Genomic DNA, 18,464 nt, shown 5'->3' with positions numbered 1-18,464 from the left:
GCTGCACTTTTATTCAGCGATTGCATCTGATATTTTAAATCGCAAGGATGACAAAATTATAAAATTGAGGACAGGAAGTATGTCTAAATTAAAGACTCAAGGTCTTTTCACGGCAATTGCGGTTGTAGCAGCTACAACTTTATCTGGATGTTCATACGTAATCAAAACTGGTGCGAATGCATCACTTGCGTTTAGTGAAAAACACATCTTACCGCCAGTACTCTCAATGGGTGATGTGGATATGGTGTGTAATCAGGGCACAGCTTTGACTCCTGTGATTATGGCGACTAAAGATATGGGTGCTGATCCGACCCGTATGGCAGTTCTTTTATATTCAGCTTCAGGGATGTGCGCAGAAAATCGTGCCTTAGATGCAGAATTAAGATACCTAAGAGCATCAAAAGCAGGTCAAGTGACAGAAGCACAAGATGCGCGTATTGAACAAAAGCGCTGGGCTGCTGTTGCTGCCGAACGTCAATATACGGGTTATCAATTGTTTGCGGAGCGTTGGCAGTCTAAATATAAATATAATTTAGGTGACTCATGTCCAACTATGCGTCGTAATCTTGACCAAACAGTATATCTGTTAGGGATGTTAAGTGGCTTACAAGCGATGACCAATGATATTGCTTCTGGTGGTCAAGTGCATGTTCCTAAAGATATCGCAGCAATTGTTGAACGTGGCATGGTCTGTCTTGATAACAACAAGTTTTGGGGTGTACCGAATGCTACTCGAGCAGTGATTTGGACATTATTACCTGGAGCTGATGCAGGCAAACCAGATCCATACCAAACGCTTAAACAATCTATGCAAATTGGTGAGCAAAAAGGAGTACGCTTATCGCATGCCTTGTATGCTGTTGCAGCACAAGCCAGTGGTGACGATGCAAAAATACGTGATGCATTACGTTCTTATGCCGCTTCACGTGCTGAAGAAGTTCCTGTAAATCCAGAGTTTAAGTTATTGGATAATATGGCAGGACAAATGATACAAGCGATCTCAGACCGTTATTGGACGGAGAATACAGGTGTACGAACTGAAGCTGATGGAATGTCGAGCTTCTGGGATGATCAAGCGACCAATGAAGCCGATGATCTTTTCGAGAACACATTAGGCGAATAAGATTTTTTTAATTTTGTTCAAAATTAAAAAATGGAGTTATTCAAGAAAAAGAGCTTTTAAGCTCTTTTTCTTTTAGGAATACGAAAGATGAAAGATACTATCCTGATTCGAAAAATACTGTTTATTGCATGCTGTATCAGTATTTCCGCTAGTCTGCAGATTTTTCAGGAGTATTTTTTCTATTGGCGTCCTGTATTGGATGAAGAAATTTGGCGAGTATGGACAGCTCACTATGTACATGTGGGATGGATACACTATGCATTGAATATGGTGGGTTTAGCCTGTCTGCCTTTCATCTTCCCATATGTCAAAATTAGGTACATGTTGTACTTGTTGATCGCACTCCCGCCATTAGTTAGTTTAAGTTTTTATTATGTTTATCCTCACGTTGAAGCTTATGCAGGTCTATCAGGGGTACTACATGGTATGTATATGGCTTTGGCAGTTTATTTTTTAAAATTTGAAAAAGAACGTAAATTCTCGCTGCTTGTATTAGCTTTAATCACGGGCAAAATTTTGTGGGAAAATATCTTTGGTTCTCTCGATACTGCGCAAATGATTGGTAGCCCAGTATTGGTTGAAGCACATTTAACAGGTGCAATATGGGGGGCATTACTCAGCATGCTCTTTTTAATTTATCAGCACATCTCCGTGAAGGACACACACATCTCTTAATTACTCTGATACTTAATTATCACTTATTTTAATGTGTGATCAGATTCGAATCTTTTGCATTTATTTTTTTAAGGTCATATTTGTTTAAAAAAAGAAATACAGTATGGTATAGCCTACTGATTTAGTTGGTTTTTATCTCGCTCTTAAGAGGTGAATTGATGAAAATTGGCATAAATTTAAAAAAAATGGAAAAGTCAGTCATTCTTTTTTAAAAAAAAATCAGTCAGATTCATGTGATAAAAGAGGTAAGGAAATTAGGTAAAGGATTTTGCCTAAGCCCGAATTAGAAAAGATGAGCTGTACAGGCAATGTATAGCAGTATTAAATAATGGAATAACAATGCAAGAGCCTTCTAAAAAGAGATCTGGGTTAGGTCTACTTAGTTATATATGGACTGAGTGGATATCTGCGTTTACGATTTTGCTTCTACTGTTACTGACGCTCATCATCGGGACAGGAGAAATGATTCACGGGCAGATGTTACGTTTAGGTGAAAGTCTATACGGTGACGAAAAAATTGGTATGCAGTATTCATTCTTGCGTGCTGAACCTGAAAAGCCAGTCTGTGATCGAAATCCAAATATTGACCTTCTGGTTCAAAACCAAATGCAAGCCAATGCAAAGGATGAATTTGCAGATATTTTTGGCACAACATCTGAAGAAGATGTTCGTGCCTCTGTGTTGGCTGGTCAACAGTTATGTGAAGAAAAATATGCCTTCTACGATAAGTCAATTCAGTATTTAGAAGATAACCCTTCAATACGAACTTACCGAACCATGGAAACAACTTTCTTTGGTATTTTCCAATTTGGTACGGAAAATAAGGCAGTTCTATTGATTATCATGGTGGTACTTGCAGCGATCACTGCAACACTTAAAATCCACCACATTGGTCTACGCGGTCCAAGTTCTGTTTTAGATTATAGGGTTTACGCTGTCGCAATGATACTTGCGAACAGTTTCTTAACCAGTTCAGCGATCAGTCAGTATAGATCTGTATTGAACTCTGGTGTTCCGCCAACCAGTGAGATGACAATCATCTACTGGTTATGGATAATCTTGTTCAGTACACTGACATTAATTAGTTTGTACCAATTGTTCCGTGTACCAGAAAATGCGAAGCCAGGTGGTACGATTGGCATGGCATTATTGTCAGTCCCACTTTATGCCTATATGGCGATCACAACAGGATTTAACTTTACCTTTGTGATGGACTATCCAATGGGTCAAGGGATTTATTTAGGGCAGCTGGTTGAGTTCTCTACTATTTTCCTTAATTTATCACTGTTCATTTGGGCAGGTATGCTGTTAAAGCAGACATTAATTGTTGATAAATTCCTAAACATTTTACGTCCATGGAATCTAGCGCCTGAAACGCTTACCTGGTTAATCTTACTTGCTGCTGCATTACCTACAGCTTATACAGGTGCATCAGGTATTTTTGTAATCGCTGCAGGTGCGATCATTTATAAAGAAGTTTGGAATGCGGGCGGACGCCGTCAATTCGCTTTGGCTACGGCTGCAATGTCAGGTTCGCTTGGTGTGGTACTCCGTCCATGTCTATTGATTGTTGTTGTTGCATCGCTGAACAAAGAAGTGACGACTGACTTGTTATACCAATATGGTATTGGTGTTTTCCTCATCACTTCAACTTTGTTCTTATTAATTTCACTGTTCTTTGCTGAGCAAAAATTCCGTATTGCAGCGCCATCAGTTGCATTCCCGAATTCCGCTAAGGCATTAGTGGCAGTAGTTCCTTATGTGATCGTATTCCTGATTGTGTGGGCATTCTACAAGTATGCGTTAAATACCAACTTGAATGAGTTTACTGCACCAGTCATGATGCCAATCATCTTACTTGTCATGGTGCTTTATGAAAAATTACGTCATGAACCAGCACCGCTCGCACCAGTAGGACATTGGGATACGACATTAAGCCATACTTCGGTTGAACAAGAAGCAGCTAAGGCGCGAGTGTCAGCATCTGAAATTGCAGCACAGGATAGTCCAGACAATCCTGCACGTAAAGTGAGTTTCTGGAAGTCAATTCATGTATCTGCAAGTGAAACAGTCGGACATATCGGGGCGCTTGTGATCTTAATGGCATTGTCTGTCAGCGTTGGTGGATACTTAGAGCGTATCGAGTTGATGGAACACTTCCCAACGGATATTGAAAATATCTATATCGTGATTACCTTGATCGTATGTCTCATGGTATTCGTCGGGATGATTATGGATCCGTTTGGTGCTGTCATCTTAATTTCAGCAACAGTTGCGCCTGTCGCCTACGCTTATGGTATAGATCCTGTTCACTTCTGGATGATTGCTTTAATTGGTTTCGAATTGGGTTATGTATCACCTCCAGTTGCACTCAATCACTTGCTCGCAAGGCAGTCGATTGGTGATGAAGAGGTGGCTGCTGCCGATGCAGAAGTGAAAGATAAAACGTTCTACTACAAATACGAACGTTGGATTCTTCCTCTGATTGTGATGATTCCAGCTATGTTAATTATCGCCTATGTACCTTATATCTTTAAGTTATTCGGTTGGTATCAATAATTAAATAAAATAAGCACCTTCGGGTGCTTATTTTTTGTTGATTTTTAAAACATCTTAATTTCTTGGGCGCGGCTTAAATTGAATAACACCAATTTCGTCTGCAACCTCAGGCATTTGAGGTTCATCTATATGTGTCGGACGATTTTCAGAATAGTTACATTCAATACATTCGATCCATTCTGAATCACCTGAAGTGAGCATGACAATACGATCCATAGCTTCACATTTCGGACATTTTGCACCTGCAATGAAACGACGTTTGATCGACATAATGACACTCACCTTCAAAAATTAGTAGCGTAGTTTAAGCAGTTTTAGTGTCATTCGTCCAACCTTGATGGCGTAATAATGCATCAATTTTAGGCTCACGACCTCTAAATTTAACAAAGGCATCAAGCGCTGTATCTTTACCGCCTACAGCAAGCACTGCTTTGCGGAAAGCAAGTCCAGTCTCTTGGTTGAAGATGCCTTCTTGTTCAAAGCGATCGAATGCATCACTTGCCAAAACTTCAGCCCATTTGTAAGAGTAGTAGCCTGCGGCATAACCCCCTGCGAAAATATGGCTAAAACTATTTTGGAATCGGTTGTAAGGTGCTGTAGGGAGAACAGCATATTGTTCACGAATTTCGTTTAGAGTGTGTTGAATAGCTATTGCATCTAAAGCAGGAGATTGTTTATGTATATTCAAATCAAACATGGCAAACTCTAGTTGACGAAGGGTTTGCATGCCTGATTGGAAAAATCTCGCATCCAAAAGCGACTTAAGGAGTTCTTCAGGTAAGGGTGTTTTGGTCTCAATGTGTTGGCTGATTAAAGCCAAGCTTTCATTATCCCAAGTCCAGAATTCCATAAACTGACTTGGCAGCTCGACGGCATCCCAAGCGACACCATGTGTGCCTGCTACAGAGATATGATCTACTTCTGTGAGCATATGATGCAGACCATGTCCAAACTCATGGAAAAGAGTAACGACTTCATCATGTGTTAAAAGCGCAGGCTGTTGACCAATTGGTGGTGTAAAATTACCGACCATGTAACAAATCGGTTTCTGCATGCCATTGTTGGTTTGCATACGTGAGCGGAATCCGCTCATCCATGCTCCACCACGTTTCCCACTTCTAGCGTACAAGTCAAAATAGAATCCACCTATGACACTGCCTTGATCTTCAAGCTCATAATATCGTGCATCTGGATGCCATACAGGTGCTTCACGTTCAATGACTTGAATACCATATAAACGCTCCACAATTTTAAATAAACCTTGAACGACGACAGGGGTAGGGAAGTATGGCTTAAGTGCTTCCTGAGACAGATTAAACTGTTGAACTTTGAGTTTTTCCGAGAAATACGTCGTGTCCCAAGGTTGTAGTTCATCTACACCATGAGATTGAGCAATTGCTTTTAATGCCTCAATTTCTTGTAGGGCAGGTTTACGAGCATGTTCTGCCAACTCAATCAGGAATTGATCTACAGCTTCAACACTTGGAGCCATCTTACTTGCCAGTGAATATGCTGCATAATGATCAAAACCTAAAAGTTGAGCCATTTCTTGGCGCAATTTGAGAATTTCTTCCATCACCGCAGTATTGTCATATTCAGGGTGATCTGACTGATCCGACGCTCGCGTGGTATATGCTTTATATAAGGCTTCGCGAAGCTCTCGATTATCTGCGTAAGTCATGATCGCAAGATAAGAAGGGAAATCCAATGTCGCCACGGCTTGATCGAGTTCACGTTGTTGACCGTATTGCTTTAGCAGTTCGATACTGCTCGCAGGTAAACCAGCAAGTTCATCTTCAGTTAATGGTTTGAAATATGATTGTGTGGCATCAAGAACGTGGTTAGAAAAATCTGAAGAAAGCTGCGATAAACGAGCTGATATTTCTGCGTAGCGTTTTTTTGCTTCGCCTTCTAGAGCCACGCCTGAGAGTTTAAAGTCTCTAAGTGCAAGTTTAATCGCACTCTGTTGAGCTTCTGGTAAATCCGAAAAAATAGGTGCATCATGCACATATTGGTAGGTTTGATAGAGCGCAGTATGTTGCCCTAATTGTGTGTAGTATTCACTTAAGCTAGGTAAAAGAGACTGATAAATCTCGCGGGTTTCAGGATTGTTCATCACAGCATTTAAGTGAGACAAAATACCCCAAGATTCGCTCATTTGGTTTTCTAATTGATCGATTTGATCGAGCACATTTAATTGTAATTGTACCGTGTCTGGGACTTTCTCGAGTTGGTTTATAAAGTGTTGACCATTTTGAATCGCTTGTTCAATCTGTGCTTTAAGTTGATCAAGTGTAATTTGAGAAAAATCGGGTACAGGCAAAGTTGCCTTTTCTAAAGTCATTCAAGGACCTAATTGATTCATTTACTTCATTTAGATGTAGGGGTTTATGGACTTTAAATCAAGTGATACATTCAATTATTTACGTAAGTGCTAAATAAAGAATCGGTGCACTTGATTATAAATTAAAAAAATAAAGCTTAAAAAAAAGAGCGCCGTAGCGCTCTTTAAAGATTTAGTCTAATTTAGCTTTCGCATTCGACTTTTTCTTTTTTACTTTAGCTTTCTTTTTCGCTTTGTCTTTTACTTTTCCATCAGATTTTTTGTCTGATTTTTTAGTATAAGAGCTTGGTTTTGCCTTGGACTTTTTCTTACGAACAGGGCGTTCACCGCTTTCATCTTTATCTTTTAGGAGTTCGACAGGCTCATTCAACATGCGATTTAACGCTTCTTGCTTGGTGACCGGGTTTTCCTTCACGACACGTGGTGCTCGACTACGAATAGCGCGACCTGCATGGCTGAGTTGTTGAATCAATTCAAAATCAATCTTACGTTCTTCTAAATTGACACCTGCAACCTTGATGCGTACTTCATCACCCAAACCGAAGGTCTGACCACGATTTTGCCCAACTAAACTTTGACTCGCTTGATCGAAGACAAAGAAGTCATCGCCAAGCTGGCTTACATGGACCATACCATCGACATATAAATCTTTTAAAGTGACAAATAGACCAAACTCAGCCGTAGCACTAATGACGCCAACAAACTCTTCACCAAGATGCTGTTGCATATAATGGCATTTTAACCAAGTGGTCACTGAGCGAGAAGCTTCATCAGCTCGACGTTCTGTTGCCGAGAAATGATTACCGGCTTCTTCTAGTGCGCCACCTGAGACTGGTGCAGGTTTATTTTTGAGGTGTGCTTTGATAGCACGATGTAATAATAAATCTGGATAACGACGAATTGGAGAGGTGAAATGAGTGTATGCCTCATACGCCAAACCATAGTGACCAGCGTTATTTGGCCCATAATAAGCTTGCATCATGGAGCGAAGAAGCACAGCATGAATACTTGGCGCATCAATACGGTCTTTAGTGGCTTCAATGACCGCTTGGTAGTCCGCTTGCGTAGGTTGATCAGGGAATTTCAAACCTAATAACTTAACAAAGTCGCGAACTTTTTGAATGCGTGAGAATTCAGGTGGCTCATGCACACGATACAACATTGGAATTTCGTGTTTTAAAGCAAATTCAGCAGCAGCGACATTGGCTAACAACATACATTCTTCAATGAGTTTATGAGCATCGTTACGTGATCTTGGTAGAATTTCTTTAATTCCACCAAGTTCATCAAAGGTCATGTACGTTTCAACGGTTTCAAATTCCATTGCATGGCGTTCTGCACGTAAACCTTTTAATACTTGGTAAAGTTGGAATAATGTATTCAGTGATTTACGCACTGTACGATCTTCAGGTACAGCTTGACTATCACCTTCAAAATATTTTGCAACTTGGTCATAGGTGAGTCGTGCTTTAGAGTGCATCACCGACGGATAGAATTCAAATTTTGTGACTTTACCTGCGCGACTTAAATTCAAATCACAGACCATACATAGACGATCGACATTTGGATTGAGTGAGCATAAGCCATTTGAAAGTGCTTCAGGCAACATCGGTAAGACAAAGTGAGGGAAGTACACAGACGTACCGCGTTCTTGTGCTTCATCATCTAAAGGTTTACCAATACGAACATAATGACTGACATCTGCAATCGCAACCACGACACGATAGCCGCCACCAGGACGTTTTTCTGCATAGACAGCATCGTCGAAGTCACGAGCATCTTCACCGTCAATTGTGACTAAGGGTAAATCTCTTAAATCAATGCGTCCTTGACGATCTCGTGCTGTCGGTTCTTTAAAACTTTCAGCTTCTTGAACTACTGCTTCTGGAAATTCGTAAGGTAAACCATATTCTAAAATGGTTTGAGGAATAATAATTTCAGTATCAGATTTGTCGGCCATAGATTGAATAATATGGCCTGTAGCAAACTCTTCACGATTTGGAAAATCATCAATTTCAACTCGAAGAGAATCACCAACTTTAGCTTTCGCATGCGCAATGAGTTCTTTTTCTAAGGTAATCGGTTGATGCGCATTTGGATTTGCTGGTTGAATGAAGTATTCACCTTCATATTCTGCGAGTTTCCCAATGATTTGTTTGACGCGTCGTTGGGTAATTTCAGTAATGAAACCCCATGGTTTACCTTTACGGTCAACAGAGGTCTGTTGAACTTTAACTCGGTCACCATGGAAGACTTGACGTAATTCACGCTCAGGTAACAAATATTCTTCTTTCTTACCATCTATACTCGCAACCCCTAAACCTTTGCTATTGATATAGATGGTCGCATCATGAACAGGTTGATCTGCCATAAGCTGGAACTTATAACCTTCTTTCGTCAATTGACCATCACGAACCATCGCACTTAAACGGTGACTAAGTGCTTCAATACTTTTTTGATCCGCAATTTCGAAGTGTTCCACAAGGTCTGCATGAGACAATGCTTTTTTCTTATTCTCAATCGTTTCTAGAATCAGAACACGGCTTGGAATAGGATTATCGTAACGTTCAGCTTCCGCTTTGGCTTCAGGGTCGACCCAATTTTTCATAATGTCTTTGGCTTCATATCAGAAGATAAGTTTAGCATAAGACATGATAAGAAATACTGCACGTAAATGATTGCAATAAAGTGTTTTTAGTTCATAAATTATAAAAGAGATGCAGAATAGACAGTATTAAAGTGAAATTAATGCAGATTAAAGGTAAAAAACCTGAAAATTGTTTAAAAAATATATGATTGAACAAAAAACATAGAATTTTTTAAATTCTCACTTGAAGAGTAGGGACGAAGTTTGTATTATGGCGTCTCGTTACGGTGAGGTGGATGAGTGGCTGAAATCACTTCCCTGCTAAGGAAGCATACCTATTACTGGTATCGAGGGTTCGAATCCCTCTCTCACCGCCAACGATAAACTTGAAATGCGCTCATAGCTCAGCTGGATAGAGCACTTGGCTACGAACTAAGGGGTCGGGAGTTCGAATCTCTCTGAGCGCACCAATCAAGTTAATCGATGTAACGAAGTCGTAAAACACTCAAGTACGCGCTCATAGCTCAGCTGGATAGAGCACTTGGCTACGAACTAAGGGGTCGGGAGTTCGAATCTCTCTGAGCGCACCAACTTGATCATCTATAAAGATGTAAAAAAGAGAAGAAACCGCTTAATTGCGGTTTTTTTGTTTCTAGAATGAAGTGATGCTATAAATCATCATATTTTATTAGCTACTTAAGAAAGAAATAAATTTTAAAATTTCTACACATATTATTTTTAATTAATAGATATTAGCTCTTATAAAAACATCATCAATCCAACTCAGGATTGTTTGGAATTTGGATTGATCTTGTTGATCATCTCTTAAGTTGTTGATTATCTAGCCATAATTTACATTTACGTATAAATACTGTTCGCTTGATTTAAATTTTATTAAAAAGTACTTAACAAATAATAATATTCATATATAATGCACTCCATCAAGACGTCGCGCTCATAGCTCAGCTGGATAGAGCACTTGGCTACGAACTAAGGGGTCGGGAGTTCGAATCTCTCTGAGCGCACCAACTTGATCATCTATAAGATGTAAAAAAGAGAAGAAACCGCTTAATTGCGGTTTTTTTGTGTCTATTTTTTTATCTTATTTCTTCTGCTCTTCGTTTTTGACTTTCAATGCAAAGACGACATTCGCCCCAACTGTAGGGAGCACATCATGATAAGGCAAGCTCCGTGCTGCACGAATCAGGAACGGTGCTTTTTCATCTATTTTTCCAGCATTCGTCATTTTCAATAAAGTACCTTGTTGAAACTTATCAAATTGCATTTTTCCTTTAATGTATTTCAGATCACCGCCTTGAGCATAAAAACTATTCTGATTCGACTGAGGAAAGCTAAAATTTAGTTTAAATCGGAATGGAATTTGAATAACTCCTAACCCGAGTTCAACTTTAAAATCTGCCAATTGTGTTTGGTCTTTTAGGGTTTCGATATCAATAGATTTGAGTTGGCGGGGAAACAACTTTTTATAATGTACAGGCTGTGTCCATTTTTGTAATTGTTGCACTGGTTGGGAATAATACTGATACGTCGTCACAAAACGCATTGATTCTGCACCGTGTTGATAAGGCACGGTTGTCGGTGTATGGACAAAACTTACAGGGTGTTCGGTGATACGACTGATTTGTGCGATTTTGGCTATTTGATTTGTCGTTAATTGGTCGGATGGAAATTGTTCTGGTTTGAGCGCACTCGAAGAAGGCGCTGTTAATTTTTTTCGAATTGATTCAAGTAAAAATGCATGTGTACCACTTGGAATTCCCATTTTTGCTTCAGGCACTGCATTCAGAACTTTGCTAAATAGAAAACCTTTAGGTTGGTTCAAATCTCCCCATTGCGTTAGGGTCAGAAGAGTATGATTTTGATCCAATTTGAACCATTCAAATTTGCCTAGACCATAAGGAACAGGTGCATCCACAATCAAACTCGAAATACTATTGGCTTCAATATGATGCTGAAACACTATGGTCTCATTAAAGTTGAGCACTGGTATTGGTGTTGGAATGGAAATTTTATATTGAACCTGAGTGATATTTTTTTCTTGATTTAATATTTTAGCTGATTTCAATGTCGGGAATAATCCAACAAAATTTTCAAACTGTGAAAGCGTTTTGGCGACCTTTTCTTCATTAACAGGCAATACGATGGCAGATGATGTGAACTTCACATTTGGATTGGGTTGTTTTTTGCGTGTCGGAATAGATGTTTGGGTATTTGTGTGCGCATAGATGAGAATCTGATCTTTGGCGATGCTGGCGAGTTCGGTACTATTATTTTGAAATGGTTTTAACGCACTGGGTATATTTTCTTTCCATTCAATAATCGCGCTGTACGACAAGCTGGGTATAAAAATAAGGCTTAAGCACAATGCTCGATAGTTAAAGTATTTCATTTTCATCCTGAACTATGAATTTAGACTTTTTATTTTGTGTCATTGTAAATCGTGTGATGCTTTCATCAATAGTGCGATGATGTAATCAACAGTATTCATTAAAACGACAATTCGATTTCAGGTAAAGTGGTGTAATATCTTTGCTTAAGAAAATCGATTGTTGAATCCCCTATGTCTGATACTCAACCAGTTTTATCTGTCCGTTACTTCTTAAATTTACAAGAGTCTCAGGATGGTTTTGCATTAGCTACTTTTGGCAAAAAACAATTTACGCGTTTTTTAACGCCACTTGTCAGTATTGCGATCGTGATTTGGGGGCTTTATCTTGGATTAGAGGGAGTAGGGCGCTATTACATGGCTTTAGGCACGTTCTTTATCTTTTTACAAATCGTTATGCGTTACTGGTTCTTACCTATGATGTTCAAGCGTCAGTTTGAAAAATATCAATTTGGTAAGACTGAACAAGGTATTGATTTGTTTCAAAACTCTGCCGAGCTTTTTTCAAGTGGTCGTCCTAAACAAGCATTTGCCTACAGTGAAGTACAAAAATTTGTAGTGGGTAAATTGACCTATATGCTTGAACTCAAAAATCATACAGTGGTCATTATTCCAAAACGTGCATTTGAGTCTGATGTAGACAGAACACTGTTTGAAAATACATTCCAAAAACGTTAAGTTTTGATGAGTTCATTACTCAAACTATAAATAAGAGAGATTTTCATGAGTGCAGTTCCATCAAAAATTGTATGTGTCGGTCGCAGTTATGCTGCGCATGCTCAAGAATTAGGTAATGCGATTCCTGATCAACCTGTCTTATTTATCAAGCCGCCGAGTAGCTTGGTGTCCTTAGCAGAAGGGATTGATTGGAATCGTGCATTGGGACAGTGTCATCATGAATGTGAACTTTCATTGCGAATAGATCGACCGCTCAAAAACGTTACGGATCCTCAAGAGGCATTAGCAGCAGTAGGTGCAGTCACCCTTGGTTTGGATTTGACTTTAAGAGATCAACAAGATCAGCTTAAAAAGAAAGGACAACCTTGGGAACGTGCGAAAGCATTTGATGGATCTTGTATTTTGGCAGGTTGGATTTCGCTTGATCAGGTCCCAGCATTAGATCAAGTCCAGTTTAAGCTCGAAATTAATGATCAACTTAGGCAACATGGTGATACGGGGTTACTGATTTTTAAATTAGGAGCGCTTTTGGCAGAAATCAGTCAAAACTTTAGCTTAATGTCTGGTGATGTTGTCATGACGGGTACGCCTGCAGGTGTGGGACCATTAGAATCGGGTGATCAGCTCAAAATGACTTTGACTGGCTTAAAACAAGATTTTGTGTGGACTACGCAAGTGCATTAATGATGCATCAAGCTCAATTAAAAAGGATGATGGTTCATCCTTTTTTTATGGTTAGAGATTGTCTGAATTGATGTTTTTACGAAACTGTTGGGGCGTGATGTGCATCCAGCGTTTAAACATATTGATAAAGGCTGAGGCGTTGGCATAGCCCAAATCTAGAGCAATATGTTCAACGGTTTTATTTTCAGACAATAAGCTTAATGCTCGTGTAATTTTAAAGCGTTGACGCCATTCATTGAGCGACATCGAAATTTCAGCTTCACATAGGCGCGATAAAGTGCGCTCACTCATATTCACCATTTGAGCATAATCTCTCAGTGGACGCTGATCACTGAGATGCTCATGCATGTAGGTAAATATCGTTTGTAATGCAGGATGATCAGAATGGGGTAAGTAGCTTTTGAGCAGTGGTGAACTTTTTAATTGATCCAGCAAAACCATTAAGAGTCGTTGATATTCGGGTTGATCATATTTGAAATAAGTTTTTCTGAGTTCATTGAGTAGCGCCGTCACTAAGGGGGAGCTTAGTAAAATACCTGATTGTTTGGGCAGTGCATCACACAGGCTTTCATGCACGTATAAGGTGGCATGAGAAACAGCTGTGAGATTAATACTGCTGTGATGCAGATGCGGTGGTAGCCAAATTCCGTAGGGCGGAGGTGTTAAATATTGATTTTGATCAATATGAACTTCCATTACACCATCAAATGCATAGATAAATTCGCCCCATGCATGACCGTGTTTAGGATATTCCGAATGGGCTGGATCATTACGGAATGTTAGCCAAAGATTCTCTTGGATATGATCATAATTATCTAACTGAACGAATGATTCATGTGGATGGCGTTTTGGCATATTAAATTGCCTGAATAAATGTATTTGTTGTCTATTTTGAATTATATATTCTAATTCAGTCAGCAGTATAGTGACGACTTGTTTGTGTGAAGAGTGCCACTCATGGGTGAGCGAAGAGGTCTTGACCTTCAGGCGTCAAGCTTAATGATCGTATTGTGTTTAGTCTGGGGTTTACAGCAAATTGTCTTGAAACTTGCAGCTACTGATATTAGTCCTCTGATGCAAATCGCATTGCGCTGTGGTTTGGCAACCTTGCTTGTCGTTCCATTATTGTATCGACAACGAGTGCAACAACTGTTCAATTACCGTTATGTTGTTCCTGGAATTTGGTTAGCCTTTTTATTTTCTGCAGAATTTTATTTGGTTGCTGAGGCACTCAGGTACACCAGTGCTGCGCACACTGTTGTTCTGCTCTATACCGCGCCTATTTTTGTGGCTTTAGGCTTACATTGGAAAGTCAAAGCTGAAAAATTGAATAATCTGCAGTGGTTTGGTATTTGTTTCGCATTTCTTGGCATCGCTTATACTTTTTTAGTGCGTGATCAAGCTCAGAGCCAACTCAGCCTTATTTTATGGGGAGATTTTCTTGCTCTAATGGCGGGGATGATGTGGGCATTGACTACGATTTCTTTAAAATTTTCAACGCTTTCAGAGGCACCGCCTACTCAAACATTATTTTATCAATTGCTTGGGGGCTTTATTTTTTTATTACCCTTAGCTTTTTGGACTGGACAAGCAGATGTGCGCTGGTCACAACTGACGTTTCTGAGCTTAACATTTCATGCGGTGGTAATGTCTTTTTTAAGTTTGCTGCTATGGTTTTGGTTGTTACGAACTTATTTAGCAAATGGCTTAGGTGTGTTTTCATTTTTGACCCCCATGTTCGGCATGTTGTTTGGTGTATGGCTGTTAGATGAGGAGATCGAAACGAGTTTCTTGGTCGGTTCTTGTATGGTTCTTGCAGGGATTATGATTGTATCTTTGCACCGCTATTTGAGAATTTATTTTGATCGAATCAGCGCAAGAATTGGAGCATTCCATTGAATCAGTATACATGGCTGGGATTAAGCTCGATTTTAATTTGGGCCTCGTTGGTTGCGGTGGTGAAACTTGTAACTGAATCATTAAGCCCGGTACAGGCGGTGGCACTGATCTATAGTTTTAGTGCATTGTTCATGTTATGGAAAAATGGTTTTCCCAAGCTTTCACTCATGCCTAAAAAATACTTATGGGGCTGTGGTGCTCTTTTTGTGGGCTATGAGATCCTGTTTTTAATTTCGATTGCACTTTCAACGCATCGAGAACAGGTATTAATCATTGCAATGATTAATTATCTTTGGCCTCCTTTGCTGATAGTATTTTCGATTCTTGCACGGCAATTGAGCGCGAATATTTGGGTGATTGCTGGCTTTGCATGTGCCATTCTTGGGTTAATGATGGTTGTTAATCCAAATATTCTCGAGCCGAAACGCATATTGGTGGCTGTGCTTGAAAATCCATTCGCGTACTCATTTGCTTTTATTGGCGCCGTGCTATGGCCTTTGTACAGTATATTTACCAAGAAATATGCAGAAGGTCATAATGCTGTTCCGTTTCTTTTTCTAATGACTGCAGTTGGGTTGTGGGCTGTACATTTTGTGATGCGAGAACCCTTTGTTGAGCTGAATTTGATGACATGGCTGATGGTTGTAGTCATTGGCAGCTTAATTGGCTTGGCTTATAGCAATTGGAACCAAAGCATGCAATATGGACATCTCAAAATTTTAATTTTGGCAACGTATTTTATGCCCATTTTTTCAAGTCTGATGTCGATGCTGATTCTAGATGTGCAACCTCTAATGAGCTTTTGGATCGGTTGTGTCTTAGTGACCTTAGGCGCACTTATTTGTTGGCAATCTACACGTCCATATAATCCGTCTACGAAATAAGAAAAGACCTATAGAGGTCTTTTCTTATTGCAAGAGCTTACTTTTCTTCAAGTATGGTCGATAGCGGAACGGAGAGCTTCGCAGCAAGATAATCATCAGCTTCAATCAGTGCAGGGCCAATACGGTTCATCCATACGTCATCTTCATGGATTTGTCCGATATCATTTTTATCAGGTAGCGTATAAGGCAATGATTTATAAAATGACCAAAAATCAAGATGATCTAAATTTCTAACCAAAACATATTCATTATTATCTGTACGTTTAATAATATTCTGCTGTTCCAATAGATTGACATATTTAGGCCAGCGGCCAATTTCACCGCGTCCTAAAATATCAAGTGCCTCCAGATCGGTTACGGTTTTACCTTGTTTTTGTTTTTTATAGAATAACTCAAGCATATCTAGAAGCATGAGAATTGGATGGCGCGTTTCGGTCTTACCTGTATGAAATGCTGTGAGGGCATAACTTATCTCAACACCAAGCAGTACGATGTTCCAAGAGAGATAAATCCACAACAGGAAAATTGGAACTGCTGCAAAAGCACCGTAAACCAACTGATAACTGGTAAAGTTAGTCATCACGAAGCCGAATAAATTTTTCAGTAACTCGAAGGTAACAGCACTAAAAATCGCAGCAATCATGGCTGCTTTTATTGGAACAGAGCGGTTTGGAATCGTCCAATACAAGGCGAAAAAACCAAATGCGGTGAGTGCAAATGAGATGACCCATAAAATAAACGTGCCATTCAATTCATAACCTGCAAAATTATTGCTTAGGATGTTCATAGACGCTAAAGTCGATGAAATCACAAAAGCCGAACCCAGCAGGATTGGTCCCAGTGAAATGATGGTCCAATAGCGCATAAAACCAATAATGCCATTACGCGTTTCTGTCACACGCCAAATACGATTGAATGCTGTCTCAATGCTAGTGAGCATCATTACTGTGGTAAAGAATAAAAACAGCACACCAATAATGGTTAAGTTGCTCGAATTGTCAGTAAATGCATTCAATGCTTTGTCAAACGCGATACTGGTTTTAGGCAGAAAATTACTGTAGATCAATTGTTGTAATTGTTGCCGAGCAGGTTCTAATGCTTTAATCGATGAAATGATAACCAAGAATACGGTCAACATCGGCACGACAGCGAAAAGTGTGGTGTAAGTTAAAGAGCCTGCTTGCTCACGACAATTGTTAGCTTCAAAGCGTCGTAGTACAAACAAAATAAACTGAAACCATGTTTTATTGTAGAAAGGTAACTTTTTTAAGATTTCCGCCATAAATAATGAGTCTCGAGTATTTTTTAGTTAAAATTCTGTACGTTCGTTGCACAGCTTAACCAAATTTTAAAAAAAATACCGTATAGTTTTCTTTTTTCATTGGATGATCTTTTTATGCAAGCATATGTTCTGGTTCTGTATTACAGCAAATATGGTTCAACCAAGGAAATGGCACATTTAATTGCTCAAGGAATTGAATCTACTGGAATGCTTGCGAAAATTAGAACAGTCCCACAGTTGGCAACAGTGGTGACCGAAGCAGCACCGAGTATTCCAGAGGAGGGCGATATTTATGCGACTTTGGATGATCTTCAACATTGTTCGGGACTTGCATTAGGATCACCAACTCGATTTGGCAATATGGCATCAGAAATGAAATATTTTTGGGACCAAACAACGAGCTTATGGCTCAATGGTGCATTGCATAATAAACCTGCTTGTGTGTTTGGTTCATCGGGGTCTATGCACGGCGGGCAGGAAAGTACATTACTGACCATGTTGCCACCTTTGTTTCATCATGGAATGCTGATTTTGGGTTTAACCAATGCCAATCCAGCTTTATCAAATACAAAATCAGGTGGGACACCTTATGGTGCTACACATGTCAGTGGTCCTAGACACGATCAATCTCTAAGCCAAGATGAAAAATCACTATGTATCGAGCAAGGGAAACGATTAGGTGAAGTGGCGTTGCAAATGTTAAAGAAATAATTTTAAAGATTATTTTATCAGGCATAAAAAAGTGAGCTTCTCGCTCACTTTTATTTTGAAATATGTTTTTGTTCAAACCGGTGTTTGCACTTTTTGCATTGGTAATCGAGGAAAACATTCTTATCGACGATTTCACCCGCTTTTTTTCCAAAACGATGACCTAAAAAGCCACCAGTCACACCCACACTGATTGCACCAACAAAAGTGCCTATTGTGCCACCCATGATTACACCTAAAGGGCCCGCAACAGCACCAATGGAAGCACCAATAGAAGCACCTGATGCAGCACCACCCACAGTACCCGCAGTCGTACCCGCTGCGGAAAGAAGAACACCACCTGTTTTTTGCAGTAATTGTTCATGGTTGCGTTTTTCAATATCAGTTGAACCGCATTTTGGGCAGTGTATTTCTAAGTTTTCAGTCATTTAGGATTGCTCTAATCTATACATCCATTTATTTCAAAGATTCTAGCATTGCACTTAAAGTTGCAACATGGCCGAATGTAGAAAAACTGTAATGCCAGATAAAATAAAAAATTGATTTCAAAATAGATTAATTTAATTTTTAAGGATAAAACCGTATTTTATGAGCAGGATGGCTTAGATCTTGAACTGAATAACTAAGCGCAAAT

Annotated in this window: 15 protein-coding genes and 4 tRNA genes; 12 read left to right on the top strand and 7 right to left on the bottom strand. The window is 39.5% G+C overall.

Annotated elements, in window-relative coordinates; translation table 11 throughout:
• Positions 1 to 79: 79 nt before the first annotated feature.
• From AC1M84_RS09580 to AC1M84_RS09570, 3 genes are all read left to right on the top strand, one after another.
• Complete coding sequence (locus AC1M84_RS09580; protein WP_035265182.1) at positions 80 to 1,123, top strand: hypothetical protein; 1,044 nt, start codon at positions 80 to 82, stop codon at positions 1,121 to 1,123.
• Positions 1,124 to 1,210: 87 nt separating this feature from the next.
• On the top strand, positions 1,211 to 1,798 hold the full coding sequence (gene rrtA, locus AC1M84_RS09575) for a rhombosortase (RefSeq protein ID WP_035265184.1): 588 nt from the start codon (positions 1,211 to 1,213) through the stop codon (positions 1,796 to 1,798).
• Between the two features lie 339 nt (positions 1,799 to 2,137).
• The gene (locus tag AC1M84_RS09570) at positions 2,138 to 4,357 is read left to right on the top strand and encodes a TRAP transporter large permease subunit (RefSeq protein ID WP_481593794.1); all 2,220 of its coding nucleotides are present in this window, start codon (positions 2,138 to 2,140) and stop codon (positions 4,355 to 4,357) included.
• 54 nt (positions 4,358 to 4,411) lie between these two features.
• Here the strand turns inward: AC1M84_RS09570 and AC1M84_RS09565 are convergent, their stop codons facing one another.
• The 3 genes from AC1M84_RS09565 to rnr all read right to left on the bottom strand — a co-directional run bounded on the left by AC1M84_RS09565 (position 4,412) and on the right by rnr (position 9,312).
• Positions 4,412 to 4,621 (bottom strand): YheV family putative zinc ribbon protein, encoded by a 210-nt coding sequence (locus AC1M84_RS09565; RefSeq protein ID WP_171076743.1) that lies wholly within the window; start codon positions 4,619 to 4,621, stop codon positions 4,412 to 4,414.
• Positions 4,622 to 4,661: 40 nt separating this feature from the next.
• Positions 4,662 to 6,701 carry a M3 family metallopeptidase gene (locus tag AC1M84_RS09560; protein WP_035265188.1) on the bottom strand — a complete coding sequence of 680 codons (2,040 nt, stop codon included), beginning with the start codon at positions 6,699 to 6,701 and terminating at the stop codon, positions 4,662 to 4,664.
• 172 nt (positions 6,702 to 6,873) lie between these two features.
• Entirely contained in the window at positions 6,874 to 9,312 is a 2,439-nt protein-coding gene (rnr, locus tag AC1M84_RS09555; protein WP_180028268.1) for a ribonuclease R, read from the bottom strand.
• Positions 9,313 to 9,574: 262 nt separating this feature from the next.
• Between rnr and AC1M84_RS09550 the strand changes: the two genes are divergently transcribed.
• The 4 genes from AC1M84_RS09550 to AC1M84_RS09535 all read left to right on the top strand — a co-directional run bounded on the left by AC1M84_RS09550 (position 9,575) and on the right by AC1M84_RS09535 (position 10,316).
• Positions 9,575 to 9,665: transfer RNA gene (locus AC1M84_RS09550), tRNA-Ser, on the top strand.
• 16 nt (positions 9,666 to 9,681) lie between these two features.
• A tRNA-Arg gene (locus AC1M84_RS09545) sits at positions 9,682 to 9,758 on the top strand.
• Positions 9,759 to 9,801: 43 nt separating this feature from the next.
• A tRNA-Arg gene (locus tag AC1M84_RS09540) sits at positions 9,802 to 9,878 on the top strand.
• A gap of 361 nt (positions 9,879 to 10,239) precedes the next feature.
• Positions 10,240 to 10,316: transfer RNA gene (locus tag AC1M84_RS09535), tRNA-Arg, on the top strand.
• Positions 10,317 to 10,390: 74 nt separating this feature from the next.
• On the opposite strand, the gene AC1M84_RS09530 is transcribed toward AC1M84_RS09535, so the two are convergent.
• On the bottom strand, positions 10,391 to 11,698 hold the full coding sequence (locus AC1M84_RS09530) for an SRPBCC family protein (protein ID WP_481593793.1): 1,308 nt from the start codon (positions 11,696 to 11,698) through the stop codon (positions 10,391 to 10,393).
• A gap of 171 nt (positions 11,699 to 11,869) precedes the next feature.
• On the opposite strand from AC1M84_RS09530, the gene AC1M84_RS09525 reads away from it, so the two are divergent.
• Positions 11,870 to 12,373 carry a YcxB family protein gene (locus tag AC1M84_RS09525; protein WP_481593792.1) on the top strand — a complete coding sequence of 168 codons (504 nt, stop codon included), beginning with the start codon at positions 11,870 to 11,872 and terminating at the stop codon, positions 12,371 to 12,373.
• Between the two features lie 45 nt (positions 12,374 to 12,418).
• On the top strand, positions 12,419 to 13,057 hold the full coding sequence (locus AC1M84_RS09520) for a fumarylacetoacetate hydrolase family protein (RefSeq protein WP_092768064.1): 639 nt from the start codon (positions 12,419 to 12,421) through the stop codon (positions 13,055 to 13,057).
• Between the two features lie 51 nt (positions 13,058 to 13,108).
• Here AC1M84_RS09520 and AC1M84_RS09515 read toward each other — a convergent pair whose 3' ends face one another.
• The gene (locus AC1M84_RS09515; protein WP_092768062.1) at positions 13,109 to 13,912 is read right to left on the bottom strand and encodes an AraC family transcriptional regulator; all 804 of its coding nucleotides are present in this window, start codon (positions 13,910 to 13,912) and stop codon (positions 13,109 to 13,111) included.
• Positions 13,913 to 14,014: 102 nt separating this feature from the next.
• On the opposite strand from AC1M84_RS09515, the gene AC1M84_RS09510 reads away from it, so the two are divergent.
• Complete coding sequence (locus AC1M84_RS09510) at positions 14,015 to 14,956, top strand: DMT family transporter (RefSeq protein WP_481593791.1); 942 nt, start codon at positions 14,015 to 14,017, stop codon at positions 14,954 to 14,956.
• A complete protein-coding gene (gene yddG / locus AC1M84_RS09505) occupies positions 14,953 to 15,840 on the top strand; it encodes an aromatic amino acid DMT transporter YddG (protein ID WP_481593790.1) in 888 nt (295 codons plus the stop codon). Before AC1M84_RS09510 ends, yddG begins: the two co-directional genes overlap by 4 nt.
• A 37-nt stretch (positions 15,841 to 15,877) precedes the next feature.
• On the opposite strand, the gene AC1M84_RS09500 is transcribed toward yddG, so the two are convergent.
• Positions 15,878 to 17,122 carry a YihY family inner membrane protein gene (locus AC1M84_RS09500; protein ID WP_481586800.1) on the bottom strand — a complete coding sequence of 415 codons (1,245 nt, stop codon included), beginning with the start codon at positions 17,120 to 17,122 and terminating at the stop codon, positions 15,878 to 15,880.
• Positions 17,123 to 17,236: 114 nt separating this feature from the next.
• Between AC1M84_RS09500 and wrbA the strand changes: the two genes are divergently transcribed.
• Entirely contained in the window at positions 17,237 to 17,833 is a 597-nt protein-coding gene (gene wrbA, locus AC1M84_RS09495) for an NAD(P)H:quinone oxidoreductase (RefSeq protein ID WP_035265209.1), read from the top strand.
• A 50-nt stretch (positions 17,834 to 17,883) separates the two neighbouring features.
• On the opposite strand, the gene AC1M84_RS09490 is transcribed toward wrbA, so the two are convergent.
• Complete coding sequence (locus AC1M84_RS09490) at positions 17,884 to 18,258, bottom strand: hypothetical protein (RefSeq protein ID WP_035265212.1); 375 nt, start codon at positions 18,256 to 18,258, stop codon at positions 17,884 to 17,886.
• Between the last annotated feature and the right edge of the window lie 206 nt (positions 18,259 to 18,464).

It is taken from the genome of Acinetobacter sp. 24-47-66, from assembly GCF_056779755.1.
This window is presented reverse-complemented; position numbering and strand designations above follow the sequence as displayed.

What these genes read in the sequence shown, in the direction of transcription:
- AC1M84_RS09570 (WP_481593794.1), top strand. Translation starts at nt 2,138, where the DNA reads ATGCAAGAGCCTTCTAAAAAGAGATCTGGGTTAGGTCTACTTAGTTAT.
- AC1M84_RS09500 (WP_481586800.1), bottom strand. Translation starts at nt 17,122, where the DNA reads ATGGCGGAAATCTTAAAAAAGTTACCTTTCTACAATAAAACATGGTTT.
- AC1M84_RS09515 (WP_092768062.1), bottom strand. Translation starts at nt 13,912, where the DNA reads ATGCCAAAACGCCATCCACATGAATCATTCGTTCAGTTAGATAATTAT.
- AC1M84_RS09520 (WP_092768064.1), top strand. Translation starts at nt 12,419, where the DNA reads ATGAGTGCAGTTCCATCAAAAATTGTATGTGTCGGTCGCAGTTATGCT.
- AC1M84_RS09530 (WP_481593793.1), bottom strand. Translation starts at nt 11,698, where the DNA reads ATGAAATACTTTAACTATCGAGCATTGTGCTTAAGCCTTATTTTTATA.
- AC1M84_RS09560 (WP_035265188.1), bottom strand. Translation starts at nt 6,701, where the DNA reads ATGACTTTAGAAAAGGCAACTTTGCCTGTACCCGATTTTTCTCAAATT.
- AC1M84_RS09510 (WP_481593791.1), top strand. Translation starts at nt 14,015, where the DNA reads ATGGGTGAGCGAAGAGGTCTTGACCTTCAGGCGTCAAGCTTAATGATC.
- wrbA (WP_035265209.1), top strand. Translation starts at nt 17,237, where the DNA reads ATGCAAGCATATGTTCTGGTTCTGTATTACAGCAAATATGGTTCAACC.
- AC1M84_RS09580 (WP_035265182.1), top strand. Translation starts at nt 80, where the DNA reads ATGTCTAAATTAAAGACTCAAGGTCTTTTCACGGCAATTGCGGTTGTA.
- rrtA (WP_035265184.1), top strand. Translation starts at nt 1,211, where the DNA reads ATGAAAGATACTATCCTGATTCGAAAAATACTGTTTATTGCATGCTGT.
- AC1M84_RS09525 (WP_481593792.1), top strand. Translation starts at nt 11,870, where the DNA reads ATGTCTGATACTCAACCAGTTTTATCTGTCCGTTACTTCTTAAATTTA.
- AC1M84_RS09490 (WP_035265212.1), bottom strand. Translation starts at nt 18,258, where the DNA reads ATGACTGAAAACTTAGAAATACACTGCCCAAAATGCGGTTCAACTGAT.